The 13,941-nt window shown below is 71.1% G+C and carries 14 protein-coding genes; 13 read left to right on the top strand and 1 reads right to left on the bottom strand.

Annotated features, from left to right (window positions below; translation table 11 throughout):
* Window positions 1-123: 123 nt before the first annotated feature.
* The gene (locus tag KF708C_RS18550) at window positions 124-1,842 is read right to left on the bottom strand and encodes a methyl-accepting chemotaxis protein (protein ID WP_059412889.1); all 1,719 of its coding nucleotides are present in this window, start codon (window positions 1,840-1,842) and stop codon (window positions 124-126) included.
* A gap of 393 nt (window positions 1,843-2,235) precedes the next feature.
* Here KF708C_RS18550 and tam point away from each other — a divergent pair, with 393 nt between their 5' ends.
* From tam to KF708C_RS18485, 13 genes are all read left to right on the top strand, one after another.
* Window positions 2,236-3,006, top strand: a complete 771-nt coding sequence (gene tam, locus KF708C_RS18545; protein ID WP_020202683.1) for a trans-aconitate 2-methyltransferase — start codon at window positions 2,236-2,238, stop codon at window positions 3,004-3,006.
* A gap of 118 nt (window positions 3,007-3,124) precedes the next feature.
* Window positions 3,125-3,505, top strand: a complete 381-nt coding sequence (locus tag KF708C_RS18540) for a DUF427 domain-containing protein (protein WP_020202684.1) — start codon at window positions 3,125-3,127, stop codon at window positions 3,503-3,505.
* A gap of 94 nt (window positions 3,506-3,599) precedes the next feature.
* A complete protein-coding gene (locus KF708C_RS18535; protein ID WP_059412888.1) occupies window positions 3,600-4,499 on the top strand; it encodes a lysophospholipid acyltransferase family protein in 900 nt (299 codons plus the stop codon).
* Window positions 4,500-4,796: 297 nt separating this feature from the next.
* On the top strand, window positions 4,797-5,753 hold the full coding sequence (locus KF708C_RS18530; protein ID WP_029043537.1) for a TIGR03571 family LLM class oxidoreductase: 957 nt from the start codon (window positions 4,797-4,799) through the stop codon (window positions 5,751-5,753).
* Window positions 5,754-6,005: 252 nt separating this feature from the next.
* Window positions 6,006-7,013: a sulfate ABC transporter substrate-binding protein gene (locus tag KF708C_RS18525; RefSeq protein ID WP_020202688.1), complete on the top strand. Its 1,008-nt coding sequence runs from the start codon at window positions 6,006-6,008 to the stop codon at window positions 7,011-7,013.
* A 75-nt stretch (window positions 7,014-7,088) separates the two neighbouring features.
* The gene (gene ssuE / locus KF708C_RS18520) at window positions 7,089-7,739 is read left to right on the top strand and encodes an NADPH-dependent FMN reductase (protein ID WP_059412887.1); all 651 of its coding nucleotides are present in this window, start codon (window positions 7,089-7,091) and stop codon (window positions 7,737-7,739) included.
* 144 nt (window positions 7,740-7,883) lie between these two features.
* On the top strand, window positions 7,884-8,918 hold the full coding sequence (locus KF708C_RS18515; RefSeq protein WP_059412886.1) for a sulfonate ABC transporter substrate-binding protein: 1,035 nt from the start codon (window positions 7,884-7,886) through the stop codon (window positions 8,916-8,918).
* Between the two features lie 89 nt (window positions 8,919-9,007).
* A complete protein-coding gene (ssuD, locus tag KF708C_RS18510) occupies window positions 9,008-10,171 on the top strand; it encodes an FMNH2-dependent alkanesulfonate monooxygenase (RefSeq protein ID WP_059412885.1) in 1,164 nt (387 codons plus the stop codon).
* A gap of 11 nt (window positions 10,172-10,182) precedes the next feature.
* On the top strand, window positions 10,183-10,992 hold the full coding sequence (gene ssuC / locus KF708C_RS18505) for an aliphatic sulfonate ABC transporter permease SsuC (RefSeq protein WP_020202692.1): 810 nt from the start codon (window positions 10,183-10,185) through the stop codon (window positions 10,990-10,992).
* A 23-nt stretch (window positions 10,993-11,015) separates the two neighbouring features.
* On the top strand, window positions 11,016-11,873 hold the full coding sequence (locus KF708C_RS18500; protein WP_059412884.1) for an ATP-binding cassette domain-containing protein: 858 nt from the start codon (window positions 11,016-11,018) through the stop codon (window positions 11,871-11,873).
* Window positions 11,874-12,081: 208 nt separating this feature from the next.
* Window positions 12,082-12,297, top strand: coding sequence for a TOBE domain-containing protein (locus KF708C_RS18495; protein ID WP_006161487.1), 216 nt, complete (start codon window positions 12,082-12,084; stop codon window positions 12,295-12,297).
* 38 nt (window positions 12,298-12,335) lie between these two features.
* The gene (locus KF708C_RS18490; RefSeq protein ID WP_059412883.1) at window positions 12,336-13,244 is read left to right on the top strand and encodes an EAL domain-containing protein; all 909 of its coding nucleotides are present in this window, start codon (window positions 12,336-12,338) and stop codon (window positions 13,242-13,244) included.
* A complete protein-coding gene (locus KF708C_RS18485) occupies window positions 13,241-13,918 on the top strand; it encodes an RBBP9/YdeN family alpha/beta hydrolase (RefSeq protein WP_059412882.1) in 678 nt (225 codons plus the stop codon). The genes KF708C_RS18490 and KF708C_RS18485 overlap by 4 nt, the downstream gene beginning before the upstream one ends.
* Window positions 13,919-13,941: the final 23 nt, after the last annotated feature.

Here is a 13,941-nt window from a genome sequence, read left to right as displayed (position 1 = left end):
TGCCATCACCATGACGCTACTCTAGCGCTGCCGCGGGCGGACAGGCAGATACAACTGTAACGGTATTTCACCAGAGCGGGCCCGGTGCCACGGGCGCGAACCCGTGGCGCCGGCCGCCTGGCCTCAGAACGAGGACCAGTCGCCGCCCGCCGCGGTGGCGGGGGCGGCGGCCACCGCCGTGGCGGCGGCGCGGGGCGCGCGCGTGGCAGCCGCGCGCGCCGGCACCGCCGCCGGCCGCGTTGCGGCGGGAAGGACCCGACGCGCGGGAAGCGTGGGGCGGGCGGGCACGCCGGTGGCGGCCTGGGCGCCGAGCCGGAACACGGCCACCGTGTCCTTGAGCTTGCCGGCCTGTTCCTCGAGCGACTGCGCGGCCGCGGCCGCTTCCTCGACCAGCGAGGCGTTTTGCTGGGTGACTTCGTCCATCTGGCTCACCGCCCGCGCGACCTGGTCGATGCCGCTGGTCTGTTCGACCGAGGCGGCCGAGATCTCGCCCATGATGTCGGACACGCGCTGGATGTCGCGGATGATCTCGGTCATGGTGGCGCCGGCCTGGTCGACCAGCGTGGTGCCAGTGGTGACGCGCGCCGAGGACTTGTCGATCAGGTCCTTGATCTCCTTGGCCGCGCTCGACGAACGCTGCGCCAGCGTGCGCACTTCGCCGGCCACCACGGCGAAGCCGCGGCCCTGCTCGCCGGCGCGCGCCGCTTCCACGGCGGCGTTGAGCGCCAGGATGTTGGTCTGGAAGGCAATGCCTTCGATGATGCTGATGATGTCGGCGATGCGCGCCGAGCTTTCGTTGATCTCGCTCATGGTCGAGACCACGTTGCGGATCACCTCGCCGCCGTGGTTGGCGGTTCCCGACGCGGTGGCGGCCAGCGAGGCGGCCTGGCGCGCGTTGTCGGCGTTCTGCTTCACGGTGCCGGTGAGTTCTTCCATGCTGGCGGCGGTCTGCTCCAGCGAGGCGGCCTGCTGCTCCGTGCGCGACGACAGGTCGACGTTGCCGGCGGCGATCTGCTTGGTGGCCGCGGCGATGGTCTCGCTGCCGGTGCGCACGGCCAGCACGGTCTGCGCCAGCCCGTCCTGCATGCGCGCGATGCCCGCCAGCAACAGGCCCATTTCGTCCTGGGAGTGCACGTGGACGGTGCGGCTCAGGTCGCCGGCGGTGATGTACTCGAAGTGCTCCAGCGCGGCCTCGAGCGGCCGCGCGATGGCGCGGCGCAGCGCCAGCCAGCTGTAGACGGCAAGCGCGAGGCCGCCGAGCAGCGCGACCACGGTGATGGTGCGGAAGCGCGAGAAGGAAGCCTCGGCATCCTCGTAGCTGGTGCGGGCGCGCTCGGTCTGCAGCTTGCTGAGCGCCTCGGCGCTGGACTGCAGCGCGGCGTAGAACGGCGTGTGCGCGACGCCGGTGGCGATGATCTTCTCATGGTCCCCCGACCTGATCGCGTCGGTGAAGGTATCGAGCGCGCCGTACAGCGCCTTGCGCTTCGCGCTCACTTCCTGGGCCAGGCGGTCTTCCTCCGCGTCGCGCGGCAGCGCCAGGTAGCGCTGCCAGGCGGCATCGGCGTTGCTGAGGAATTTCACGTTGCGCGCCAGCAGCTCGGCGGCGTGGGGCGAGGCCGGGTCCAGGGCGGCGCTGAACAGCGAGGTCCGCACGCGGCCCAGCCAGCTATCGGCCTCGGCGATGGCGATGGCGCTCGGCAGCTGGTTGGCGTAGGTCGCGTGGTTGGCCTCGTTGCTGCGCGTCATGCCGAGCAGGCCGAGCGCCCCGACCACGACCACGAGGAGGGAAAGCACGAACATCGCGATGGCGAGCCGGGCCTTGATGGTGAGCTTCGATAGCATTGCTTGATCCATGTATTGAGGAAAATCTCAATACGTATTTACGGCAGGGGCGATGCCGGCTGAAGCTGTGCCGCCGCGTGCGCGCAGCGGCGGCACGCGCCCGCGCGCGCCGGCGCTCGCGAACCGGGTCCGCGCGCTGTGCGTATTCCTGAGGCGGCGGCTGGCGGCGCAGGCGGTGGAACCCAGCAGAATCAAGGGATTGGGGCGCGCGCGGCGGCGCCCGCGCGGGAGCGGCGCGGGCATGCGTCGTTGCCGTTGTCCGCCAGGCCGGACAATGATTCCGCCGCCCGGGACAATAATCTGGTCCGGGCAGGTGCGTCCGGCGCCTCGCCAGGCGCGGCCGTTCGGGCCTATGCTCACGGCTTGTCAGGCACGAACAGCGAAGGAGCACAAATGACGTGGTCAGCCCAGCAGTATGTGAAATTCGAGAACGAACGCACCCGCCCGGTGCGCGACCTGCTGGCCGCCGTGCCGGGGCGCGCGCCGCGCCTTGCCGTGGACATCGGCTGCGGCCCCGGCAATTCGACCGAGGTGCTGGCGGCCAGCTTCCCGGGCGCCAGCGTCACCGGCCTCGACAGCTCGGCCGACATGATCGCCGCCGCGCGCAAGCGCCTGCCCGCGCTGCAGTTCGAAGTGGCCAGCATCGAGCACTGGCAGGCCCCCGGCCCCTACGACCTCATCCTCGCCAACGCGGTGCTGCAATGGCTGCCCGACCACGAGCGCCTGCTGCCGGCGCTGGCGGCCAAGCTGGCGCCCGGCGGCAGCCTCGCCATCCAGGTACCGGACACGCTCGACACGCCCGCGCACCGCCTGATGCGCGACGTCGCCGCCGACGGCCCGTGGGCGGCCCGGCTCGCCGCCGCCGCGCAGGCGCGCACCACGCTGGCCCGCCCGGACTGGTATTACGCGCTGCTGCGCGCGCACTGCGGCACCGTCGACGTCTGGCAGACCACCTACTACCATGCGCTGGCGGGCGGCCCGGCGGCCATCGTGGAATGGTTCAAGGGCACCGGCCTGCGTCCGTTCCTCGACCCGCTCGACGAAGCCCAGCGCGGCGCCTATCTCGAGCGCTACACGGCGGAAGTGGCGCGCGCCTACCCGCTCCTGGCCGACGGCTCCGTGCTGCTGCCGTTCCCGCGCTTCTTCATCGTGGCGACGCGCTGAGGCGGGCCGGGCCGGCGCGGGAAAGGGTGCCGAACCGGGGCGCCGGGCTGCGCTGGCGCCGGCATCGAAGTAACATTGCGGACATGGCGCCAGCCCGCACCCGGAGACGACCTTCCCCATGAACACGAAAACAGTCAAGATTCCCGGCCCCGATCACCCGATCACGATCGCCGCCAATCCCGGGCGCGTCGTCGTCAGGGCCGGCGGCGCGGTGGTGGCCGATACCCGCGCGGCGCTGACGCTGTGCGAGGCGTCCTACCCGGCGGTGCAGTACGTGCCGCGCGCGGACGTGGACATGGCGCGCCTGGAGCGCACCGACCATGCCACCTATTGCCCGTACAAAGGCGATTGCGCCTACTACAGTATTCCCGCGGGCGGCGCGCGCGCCGCCCGCGCGGTGTGGACCTACGAGCATCCCTACGCGGCCGTGGCGCAGATCGCCGGCTATCTCGCGTTCGACCCGGCCAGGGTCGACAGCATCGAAGTCACCGCCGGCTGAGCGCCGGCCGATCAATCTGCGCAGGACCCGCTGCAAGTGCTTGAATGCATGAATGCGCGTGGCGACAGCCACGCACCGACGAACTGATGACAACATGGATGACCATTTTCGGCACGGGGCAGGTGCGCTGCCCGTCTTGTTCCGGCTGCTTGCCAGGCTGCCGCTGCCACTGCTGCAGGCCACCGGGCGCCTGCTCGGCAAGCTGGCCTACGCGGCGCCGGGCCGCTACCGCGAGCGCCTGCGCGCCAACGCCGCCATCGCCGGCTATGCGGACCCCGCCTTCGCGCGCCACGCCGCCGGCGAAGCCGGCGCCATGATCATGGAACTGCCGCGGGTCTGGTTCCGCACCCAGCAGAGCGTGGGCCAGGTGGTCACCGACGACTGGCAGGTGGTGCAGGACGCCGTCGACGACGGCCGCGGCATCCTGTTCCTGACGCCGCACCTGGGCTGCTTCGAGATCACCGCGCGCTACACCGCCCAGCGCTTGCCGCTGACCGTGATGTTCCGCCCGCCGCGCAAGGACATCATGGCGCCGCTGCTGGATGCCGCGCGCGGCATGTCGGGCCTGCAGGTGGTGCCGGCCACCTCGCAGGGCGTGCGCGCCTTCGTGCGGGCGCTGCGCCAGGGCAACGCGGTCGGGCTGCTGCCGGACCAGGCGCCGAGCTTCGGCGATGGCGTGTGGGTGCCGTTCTTCGGCCGCCTGGCCTACACCATGACGCTGCCGGGCAAGCTCGCCATGCAGACCGGCGTGCCGATCATCCTGGCCGCGGGCGAGCGGCTGCCGCAAGGGCGCGGCTGGCGCATGCACTACGTGCGCCTGCCTGAACTGCCGGCCGCGGCGCCGGCGCAGGCGGCGCTGCTCAACGCCGAGATGGAACGGCTGATCCGGCGCTTTCCGCAGCAATACCTGTGGAGCTACAACCGCTACAAGGTGCCACCGGGCGCACCGCCCGCGCCGGCAGAGGCGGAGCCGGGCGTGCCGGAGGCGCTGTAGGCACTGTAGGCGCCGGGGGAGCCGGAAGTGCCACGGCAAGCACCGCAGGCGGCACAACCGCCGCGCCGACGGAAATTTCCGCTCCCGACATGCGTTTGACGTGGGTCAATGGCCGCCGCGAGCCGTCCCGCTAAGATGGTTTCCGTCATGGAGATGCGGGGGCGCTCTTCATGACTTGTCTACCCGTTTCCAAGTACGGAAACTTAGCCCGCGCCACGCAAGTGGGGCGGGCTTTTTTCTTTGGCGGCGCGCGGCGTAAGATGCGGGACGATATCCGGCCGTGCGGGGAGGGCATGCATGACATCTAGCGGAAATGTGGCGCCCGCGCCGTTCGCGCCGGACCGGCTCTCGGTCGGCCTGACGCTGCCGCTGTTGGGCGCGGGCCGCATCGTCGCGGATTTCGGGGAGCAGTTGAGCCTGGCCGCGCACGCGGACGCGCTCGGCTTTCGCGCGCTGTGGGTGCGCGACGTGCCGCTGAACAGCGCCGCCTATCCCGATCCGGTCGGGCATCTCGATCCCTGGGTCTTCCTCGGCGCGCTGGCCGCGCGGACCGGGCGCATCGCGCTGGTCAGCGGCGCCATCGTACTCACGCTGCGCCACCCGCTGCATGTGGCCAAGGCGGCGGTATCGGTGGCGGCGCTGTCGCAGGGCCGCTTCATCCTCGGCCTGGGTTCCGGGGACCGGCCGGCCGAATATGCCGCCTTCGGGCAGGACACGGCGGCGCGGCGCGATCTGTATCTGCGCCACTGGCAGACCGTCGCGGCGGCGGTGGCCAGGCCCTCCCGCGTGGTGCCGGACCTCGTTGCCGAAGGCGAGGCGGGCGGCGCCGAAGCCTTCTTCCTGCTGCCGGAACTCGCGCAGCCGATTCCGCTGCTCGCGGTCGGCTCCGGCGGGCAGAGCGTCGACTGGATCGCGCGCCATGCCATCGGCTGGATGACGTATCACCGCGAGCCGGCGGTGCAGCGCGAGCGCTACCGCATGTGGCGCGCGGCGGTCGAGCGCGCCGCGCCGGGGCAGTTCCGCGCGTTCGGCGTGGCCATGCAGCTCGACCTCGCCGACGATCCCGGCGCGCCACCCACGGCCATCCCGCTCGGCTACCGCACCGGTCGGCGCGGGCTGGCCGCCGTGCTCGCCGGGATGCGCGACAGCGGCACGCACCACGTCACGCTCAACCTGGGTTCGTCGCAGCGCGCGCCGCGCGAGGTGATGGAGGAAATCGCGGCGGAGGTCCTGCCGGCATTCCACGCCGGCTGAGGGCGAACGGGCGGCGGGGCGGTCGCGAGGCGTCATGGGCGCCATCGGCGGGCACCCCGTATGACGCGCCGGGCATGTCCATATTTCCGCGAAATCTTATGCGGAAAACGTGCAAGGATCGGCGAAACCATTCGTTCCTTTCAGATAGGCCGGTCGGTAGTCTTCTTCCCTGACACAAGCCTTCCCACGAAGGAAGGCCATGAAACGCGGCGCAAAGGCGCCATTTCACGACAGATGACGGGAGCAAGACACATGATTCGCAAGCTGGCCATCGGATTCGCGGCACTGGCCGTGATCGGTTCCACCCAGGTCGCCTGGGCCAACACCACGCTGCTCAATGTTTCGTACGACCCCACGCGCGAGCTGTACGTGGATGTCAACGCCGCTTTCGCCAAGGCCTGGAAGGCCAAGGGCGGCGACGCCGTGACCATCCGCCAGTCGCACGGTGGCTCGGGCAAGCAGGCGCGCTCGGTGATCGACGGGCTGGATGCGGACGTGGTCACGCTGGCGCTGGGCTACGACATCGACGCCATCGCCGAGAAGGGCCTGCTCAAGGCCGACTGGCAAAAGCGCCTGCCGCACAATGCCTCGCCCTATACCTCGACCATCGTGTTCCTGGTGCGCAAGGGCAATCCCAAGGGCATCAAGGACTGGAACGACCTGATCAAGCCGGGCGTGCAGGTGATCACCCCCAACCCGAAGACCTCGGGCGGCGCGCGCTGGAACTACCTGGCCGCGTGGGGCTACGCGCTGCGCCAGCCGGGCGGCAATGAGCAGAAGGCCAAGGAGTTCGTCGGCGCGCTGCTGAAGAACGTGCCGGTGCTCGACTCCGGCGCGCGCGGCGCGACCACCACCTTCGTCGAGCGCGGCCTCGGCGACGTGCTGATCGCGTGGGAAAACGAAGCGATCCTGGCCATCAAGGAACTGGGTCCGGACAAGTTCGACATCGTCGCGCCGTCCATCTCGATCCTGGCCGAGCCGCCGGTGGCGGTGGTCGACAAGGTGGTGGACAAGAAGGGCACGCGCAAGGTGGCCGAGGCCTACCTGCAGTTCCTGTACACCGACGAAGGCCAGGAAATCGCGGCCAAGAACTACTACCGCCCGATCTCCGAGAAGATCGCCGCCAAGTACGCGGCCAACTTCCCGAAGGTCAAGCTGTTCACCATCGACGAAGAGTTCGGCGGCTGGCAGAAGGCGCAGAAGGCGCACTTCGCCGACGGCGGCTCGTTCGACCAGATCTACCAGCCCGGCAAGAAATAAGCGGCGGCGTGAGCGCGGCGCCCACCGAAGAACCCGCCGCGCCCGCTGCGCCAACCAGCCAACAAGGAAAGCCCGATGTCCATCCTGACCCTGTCCGGCAGCCCCTCCGCACCGTCGCGCTCCGGACACCTGCTGACGCATCTGCGCGGCGTGCTCGAAGCCGCCGGCGAGCGTACCAGCCACCTGGCGCTGCGGGAACTGCCGCCCGCCGCGCTGCTGGCGGCCAGGGTGGACGACCCCGAGATCGCCGCCGCCGCCCGCGCGGTGGCCGAGGCCCAGGTGGTGATCCTGGCCACGCCGGTCTACAAGGCGGCCTACAGCGGCCTGCTCAAGACCTTCCTCGACCTGCTGCCCCAGACCGGCCTGCGCGACAAGGTGGTGCTGCCGATCGCCACCGGCGGCAGCCTGGCCCACACGCTGGCCATCGACTACGCCTTGCGCCCGGTGCTGTCCGCGCTCGGCGCGCGCCACATCCTGCCCGGCATCTTCGCCGTGGACCAGCAGATCGCCTATTCCGAGACGCAAGGCCTGAGCCTCGATCCCGCGCTGGATGCGCGCCTGGCCGAAGGCGTGCTGCGCCTGCGCGAGGCGCTGGCCCATGCCCGCATCGCGGTGCCGCTGGACCTGCTGCCCGGCACGGCCGCCAGCGCGGATACGTCCACCGCGCCCGCCGCATTCGCGCGCGCGGCGGCGCGCCCGGCCGCGGCCGGGCGATGTTCCGCCTGAGTTGACGCGGGCGGCGCCTGCCGCCCGCCCGCTTGCCTCGCGCCTTGATTGCCATGCCGCCTGCGGGCCGGCAGGCGGGCATGCGCGCGCCGCATCGCCTTGCTTCGCTTCGCACAGGATCATCTTCGTACAGGACCATTCCACATGACTTCGCCCATCTCCACGCCCGCCGGCCACCACAGCGCGCCCGCCGCCGGCGCCAGCCTCAAGCGCCGCCTGCTGCTGGCCGCGCTGGTGGCCGCCACCGGCCTGGCCTATGCGCTGCTGCCCGGCCGCGCGCAGGCGCAGGACACCAGCAACAAGGTGCTGCGCATCGGCTACCAGAAGTACGGCACGCTGACGCTGCTCAAGGCGCGCGGCACGCTGGAAAAGCGCCTCGCGCCGCTGGGCATCGCGGTCAGGTGGACGGAGTTCCCGGCCGGCCCGCAACTGCTCGAAGGCCTGAACGTGGGCGCCATCGATTTCGGCACCGTGGGCGAAGCCCCGCCGATCTTCGCGCAGGCCGCCGGCGCGCAACTGGCCTACATCGGCAACGAGCCGCCCGCGCCGGCGGCCGAAGCCATCGTGGTGCCCAAGGGTTCGGCGCTCAAGTCGGTGGCGGACCTGCGCGGCAAGCGCGTGGCGCTGAACAAGGGCTCGAACGTGCATTACCTGCTGGTGCGCCTGCTGGAAAAGGCCGGCGTGCCCTACAGCGAGATCCAGCCGGTCTACCTGGCCCCGGCCGACGCGCGCGCGGCCTTCGAGCGCGGCGCGGTGGACGCCTGGGCGATCTGGGACCCGTTCCTGGCCGCCGCCGAGAAGCAGCTCGACGCGCGCGTGCTGGCCGACGGCCGCGGCGCCAACGGCAAGAACGTGGTCAGCAACCACCAGTTCTACCTGGCCTCGCGCCCTTACGCGCAGGCCCGGCCCGACGTGGTCAACCTGATCCTGGACGAGCTCGCCACGCTGGGCACCTGGGCCGAGAAGAACCCCAAGGAAGCCGTGACCGTGCTGGTCCCGCAACTGGGCCTCGACCCGGCCGTGGTGACGCTGGCGGTGTCGCGCTTTTCCTACGGCGCCAAGGCCGTGACGCCGGCCGTGCTGGGCGAGCAGCAGCGCATCGCCGACGTGTTCTACACGCTCAAGCTGATTCCCAAGCCGGTCAAGGTGGCCGACGCCGCCTGGCAGGCGCAGCGCTGAGCGGCGCGCCGGCCGCGCACGATTCCACGAGGCTGTCGCCCAGAACGGCCCTGATCCCATAGCCCCCGACAAGCTCAACAGGTGAAGACATGCAGGTTTTCTGGTTCATCCCCACGCACGGCGACAGCCGCTATCTCGGCACCTCGGATGGGGCGCGCGAAGTCAATTTCGATTACCTGAAGCAGATCGCCACCGCCGCCGACAACCTCGGCTACGAAGGCGTGCTGATTCCCACCGGCCGCTCCTGCGAAGATCCGTGGGTGGCCGCCTCGATGCTGGCCGCGGTCACGCGCCGGCTGCGCTTCCTGGTGGCGGTGCGCCCGGGTCTGATGGCGCCCACGCTGGCCGCGCGCATGGCGGCCACGTTCGACCGCCTGTCCGGCGGGCGGCTGCTGGTCAACCTCGTGACCGGCGGCGACGTGTCGGAGCTCGAAGGTGATGGCCTGTTCCTCGACCATGCCGAGCGCTATGAAGCCTCGGCCGAGTTCATCCGCGTGTGGCGCGACGTGCTGGCCGCCAGCCACGAAGGCGCCGCGGTGGACTTCGACGGCAAGCATCTCAAGGTCAAGGGCGCCAAGGTCCTGTACCCGCCGCTGCAGCGGCCGCATCCGCCGGTGTATTTCGGCGGCTCGTCGGAAGCCGCGCACGAGCTGGCCGCCGAGCAGGTCGAAACCTACCTGACCTGGGGCGAGCCGCTGCAGGACGTGGCGAAGAAGCTGGCCGACGTGCGCGCGCGCGCCGCGCGCCACGGGCGCACCGTGCGCTTCGGCATCCGCCTGCACGTGATCGTGCGCGAGACCGACGCCGAGGCCTGGGCCGCGGCCGACCAGCTGATCAGCCACCTCGACGACGAGACCGTGGCGCGCGCGCAGGCGGTGTTCGCCAAGATGGATTCCGAGGGCCAGCGCCGCATGGCCGCGCTGCACGCCGGCGGCGGCAAGCGCTCGCGCGCGGAGCTGGAGATCAGCCCCAACCTGTGGGCCGGCGTCGGCCTGGTGCGCGGCGGCGCCGGCACCGCGCTGGTGGGCGACGCGCGGACCGTGGCCGCGCGCATGCAGGAATACGCCGAGCTGGGCATCGACACCTTCGTGCTGTCCGGCTACCCGCACCTCGAGGAAGCCTACCGCTTCGCCGAGCTGGTGTTCCCGCTGCTGCCGCGCTCGGTGCAGGACAAGCTGCCGGGCAAGGTGCTGTCCGGCCCGTTCGGCGAAGTGATGGCGACCGGCATCGTGCCGCGCGCGTCGCAGAGCTGAGGAGACACGCCATGAGCGCCCCCTCGACACTCCCGCCGCGCCGCATCGCGTGGCTGCATCAGGCCGCGGCCGCCGCCGCGCCGTGGGCGGTCCCGGTGCTGCTGGTGCTGGGCTGGCAGCTGGCCGCGCAGGCCGGCTGGCTGTCCAGCCGCATCCTGCCGGCGCCGCTCGACGTGGTGAAAGCCGCGTGGGGCCTGGCCGTGACCGGCGAACTGTGGCGCCACGTATGGGTCAGCAGCTGGCGCGCGGCGGCCGGCTTCGCCATCGGCGGCGGCTTCGGGCTCGTGCTGGGGCTGCTGACCGGCACCTTCCGCCCGGCCGCGACGCTGCTCGACAGCACGCTGCAGATGATCCGCAACATTCCCACGCTGGCGCTGATCCCGCTGGTGATCCTGTGGTTCGGCATCGACGAGACCGCCAAGCTGTTCCTGGTCTCGCTGGGCGTGTTTTTCCCGATCTACCTCAACACCTACCACGGCATCCGCGCGGTGGACCCGGGCCTGATCGAGATGGCGCGCAGCTACGGCCTGTCCGGCTGGCGGCTGTACCGCGAGGTGATCCTGCCGGGCGCCTTGCCCAGCATCCTGGTGGGCGTGCGTTTCTCGCTCGGCCTGATGTGGGTGATCCTGATCGTGGCGGAAACCATCTCGGCGCAATCGGGCATCGGCTACATGACCATGAACGCGCGCGAGTTCCTGCAGACCGACGTGGTGCTGGTGGGCATCCTGCTCTACGCGCTGCTGGGCAAGCTGGCCGACCTGCTGTCGCGCGGGCTGGAGCGGTTCTGGCTGCGCTGGCATCCCGGCTACCAGGCGCATTGAGCGCGCGCCAAGGAGAACACGACATGCAGAGCAATCCGATCGAACACGCGGCACTGGCCGAGGTTCCCGCCAGCGAGGTCGTCCCCGGCCTGGCGCTGCGCGTGCAGCAGGTGGTCAAGCAGTACGGCGGGCGCGAGGTGCTGCACGGCATCGACCTGCAGGCCGCGCCCGGCGAGTTCCTCGCCATCGTGGGCCGCAGCGGCTGCGGCAAGAGCACCTTGCTGCGGCTGGTGGCGGGCCTGGAAGACAGCGACGGCGGCACCGTGGCGCTCGACGACGCGCCGGGCCGCGCGCAGCGCGAGGCAGTGCGGGTGATGTTCCAGGACGCGCGCCTGCTGCCCTGGAAGAAGGTGCTGGACAACGTGGCGCTGGGTTTGCCGCGTGCGCGCCGCGCCGACGCGGCCCGCGTGCTGGCGCAGGTCGGCCTGGCCGAGCGCGCCGACGAATGGCCGGCGCGCCTGTCGGGCGGCCAGCGCCAGCGCGTGGCGCTGGCGCGCGCGCTGGTCCACCATCCGCGCCTGCTGCTGCTCGACGAGCCGCTGGGCGCGCTCGACGCGCTCACGCGCATCGAGATGCAGGGCCTGATCGAAGGACTGTGGCAGCGCCTGGGCTTCACCGCGCTGCTGGTCACGCACGATGTCTCGGAAGCGGTGGCGCTGGCCGACCGCGTGGTGCTGATCGAGGACGGGCGCATCGCGCTGGACCAGCGCGTGGCGCTGCCGCGGCCGCGCCAGCGCGGCTCGGCGGCTTTCGCGCAGCTCGAGGACGCGGTGCTGCGCCGGGTCATGCAGCGCGCCGGCGAGGAGCCGGCGCCGCGTGAGGACGGCCAGGCCGACTGGCTGGCCGGGCGGACCGTGGATTCGGTGCGCTGGGCGATCTAGCGCCCGGCGGGAGGCAGGGCAGGGACAACAGAGACAGCAGGGACAACAGCGGCAGCAGCGGCAGCAGGAACGGCAGAAGCGGCAGAAGCGGCAGGCGGCACAGGTGGCACGGCGCACATCCCGCGTCCGTGCCGGGCGCGCCGCGGGCGCCACTCAGCGCCATCTTTTACGCATTCTTCATTTTCACTCGTACAACGGAGCTTCTATCATGAGCATTCAAGCCATCAACGTTCGCAACCAGTTCCGCGGCAAGGTCGCCGCCATCATCGAAGGCCCGGTGGTCTCGGAAGTCGACGTCGAGACGCCGGCCGGCATCGTCACCTCGGTCATCACCACCCGCTCGGTCAAGGATCTCGGCCTCACCATCGGCAGCGAAGTGGTTGCCCTGGTCAAGGCCACCGAGGTTTCGCTGGCCAAGCTCTGAGGCCCCGCCTCGGGCAGCAGGCGCAAAAGGAATTCGTCATGGCAAGCGCGGATGAAGCAGGCGTGGGGCTGGCAGCCCTCACGCATTACCTGGACGGACTGCCGCGGCAACCCGGCAGCGACCGCCAGCTATGGCGGGACGAGCACGGCCAGGTGCAGGGCCAGTTCTACAATTGTTCGCTGACCAGCGCCTTCGAGCCGCTCATCACCCTGTCGAGCCGCGACGTGGTGGCGCACGAAGGCACGCTGCGCACCTATGCCGGCGACGGCGTGGGGCTGGCGGCGTGGAAGCTGTTCGCGATGGCGGCCGACGACGCCTCGCTGGTGTCGCTCGACCGGCTCTCGCGGCTGGTGCACGCGATCAACTATTTCGCCGCGGACGGCGACCGCAAGCTGGTGCTCAACGTGCACAACCGGCTGCTGGCCGCGGTCGCGGACGACCACGGCGCGGCGTTCCGGCGCGCGCTGCAGTCGCTCGGCCTGCCGCTCGACCGCTTCGTGATCCAGGTGCCGGCCAGCGCCAACGACGACCTGCCGCTGCTGCTCCACGTGGTCGGCAACTACCGGCGCAACGGCTTCGCCGTGAGCCTGCAGGCGTCCGACCCGGCCGAGGCCGGCGCGCTGATGGCGCACGCGTTGCCCAATTGGCTCAAGCTCGACATGCGCCGCAACTGGACCGACCGCCAGCTCGCCGGGCTGCAGGCCAGCGCCGACAGCGCCGGCGTGACCCTGATCGGGCGCCGGCTGCAGAACGCCGAGCATGCCGAGCGGCTGCAGGCGGCGGGCATCGTGCTAGGGCAGGGCGTGTTTACCGGAGAGGCGGTAAGCGCACGCCGGCTGCGCGAGACGCGGCCGGACACGGAGGCGCCCGGCGCCGGCGATGCCGGCGGGCAGGCGCGCTCCGGGCCGGGCGGCGCGCCGCTGGAGTACAGCAAGGAGCCGATATGACGCAAAGCAAGGGGATGGCCGCCGCGCCGGCGGCCGAGGTGCGGCTGAAAGTGCCGAAGGGCCTGCAGATCCTCACCGTGCCCGGCCTGCACGGCAGCGGCCCGGGCCACTGGCAGAGCCGCTGGGAGCAGCGCTTTCCCGACTGGCAGCGCGTGGAGCAGCACGACTGGTCGCGCCCGAGCCTGCCGCTGTGGGCCGAGCGCGTCTCGGAGAGCATCATGCGCGCCCAGCGCGTGGCGTCGCGCGGGGCCATCCTGGTGGCGCACAGTTTCGGCTGCCTGGCCACGCTGCGCCAGGCCGCGCTCGACGCCGAGGGCATCGCCGGCGCCTTGCTGGTGGCGCCGGCCGATCCGGACAAGTTCGGCGTGGCCGGCCTGCTGCCGGCGCACCGGCTGCCGTTCCCGACCATCCTCGTGGCCAGCCGCAACGATCCCTGGATGCAGCAGCGCACCGCGTTCAGCTGGGGCACGCTGTGGGGCAGCGAGCTGCACGACGCGGGCACGCTGGGTCACATCAATGCCGATTCCGGCCTGGGCCAGTGGCCGGCGGGGCTGGCCCTGCTCGATACCCTGATCCAGCGCATCGAGGCGCAAGGCAGCGCCGGCCTGGCTGGAGACCGCGCCGGGCCGTGGGATGCCGAGGTGGAAGTGTCCTCGACCATCCCTTATATCTAAAACGTCTAAGAAAATACGCAAAT

It is taken from the genome of Cupriavidus basilensis, from assembly GCF_000876015.1.
Taxonomy (GTDB): Bacteria; Pseudomonadota; Gammaproteobacteria; order Burkholderiales; family Burkholderiaceae; genus Cupriavidus; species Cupriavidus basilensis_B.
The sequence above is the reverse complement of the archived record's forward strand: the minus strand, read 5'-3'. Positions and strand labels throughout refer to the sequence as shown.